The sequence below is a fragment of the Nocardiopsis sp. TNDT3 genome, from assembly GCF_003427465.1.
GTDB lineage: Bacteria > Actinomycetota > Actinomycetes > Streptosporangiales > Streptosporangiaceae > Nocardiopsis > Nocardiopsis dassonvillei.
The window spans coordinates 1-1168 of record NZ_QPFC01000523.1; the positions used below are offsets into that span (position 1 = coordinate 1).

Sequence of the window (1168 nt, forward strand, 5' to 3'; positions counted from 1 at the left end):
GCTCGGCGTTGCGCAGGCCCAGCGAGCGCAGTGCGGGGAAGGCCTCCCCGGACAGGACCGGGGCGAGGTCCTCCGGGGTCGTGTCGCCCCCGTAGTCCTCCACGCCCAGCCACAGCTCCAGGTGCTCCAGGTTCGGCAGTCCGGACGAGACGACCTCGCGGGTGAGCTTCGCGGGCAGTCCGCCGCCCTGGAGGGTGAGGCGGCGCAGTGAGTCGTGCCGGGGCACGTGCAGGCTCATCTCGCCCGTGCCGCGAACCCCGAACTCGGTCAGCCGGGGGAGGGCGGCCAGGACCGGGGCCATGTCGCCCAGCTCGATCCACGAGACCTCGATCTGCTCGAAGGTCACGTCGCAGTAGAAGAGGGAGCGCAGCCCGGTCAGGTCCGGCGCCACCTCCAGGAGGGCGCGCTTGAGGGGGTCGGGACACTGCACGGAGAAGGTCTCCCGCATGTCCCCGAGCACGACGGCGGAGACCCGGTCCTGGTCCACCTGCGCGATGAACCGCCGGTAGTCGTCCAGGGGCTCCTCGTCGTCGCTGAGGCGCCAGGCCACCGACCCGGGGTCGGCCAGGGCCGAGGCCAGCGCCGGGGGCGGGTACGGGCCGGGGTCGGTGAAGCTCCCGCCCCGCCACTTCGCCCTCTCGCGCTCCTTCTCGGCCTCCCGGGTCCACCCCTCTGAGGAGCGGTACTCCACGACGGGCAGTCCGGCGAACTCGGTCAGGTGGGCGTCGAAGGCCACGGGATCTCCCAGGGGGTGCGACGGGGTGTTGCGTCCATACCTACCAGCGGGCCCCGACAGCCCGGGCCGTCCGCGTCCGGGCCCCGGCGGTTCCCGGGACTACTCCGACACGGCCGTGTAGTAGTGGAGCTCGGTCTCCCCGTCATAGGAGTCGACCTCCGGCACCTGCCCGTCCGACAGGTCGGTCTCCACCCCGGCCCGGGTGAACAGCGCGCGGACCTCCTTCTCCGCGTCCTCGGACAGGTAGTGGTGGTGCAGGTCCAGACGCCTGAGGCCGCGGAACACGGGCGACTCCAGCAGGTGCGGGACGTCCTCGTCGCGCAGGGTGCCCAGGGACAGGTCCAGGGTGTGCAGGCGGGAGGTGACGGGGGCCTCGGCGAGCGCGCGCACCCACGCGCCGGTGTGCTCGGCGTTGCGCAGGCCCAGCGAGCG

General features: G+C 73.1%; 1 protein-coding gene and 1 pseudogene. Both read right to left on the reverse strand.

The genetic code is table 11. The features are described from left to right. On the reverse strand, positions 1–736 hold a 736-nt coding region (locus DQW06_RS13665; protein ID WP_117198582.1), incomplete at its 3' end, for a hypothetical protein. Between the two features lie 99 nt (positions 737–835). Further along, positions 836–1168 (reverse strand): annotated as a pseudogene (locus DQW06_RS13670) (hypothetical protein); the annotation flags it as partial.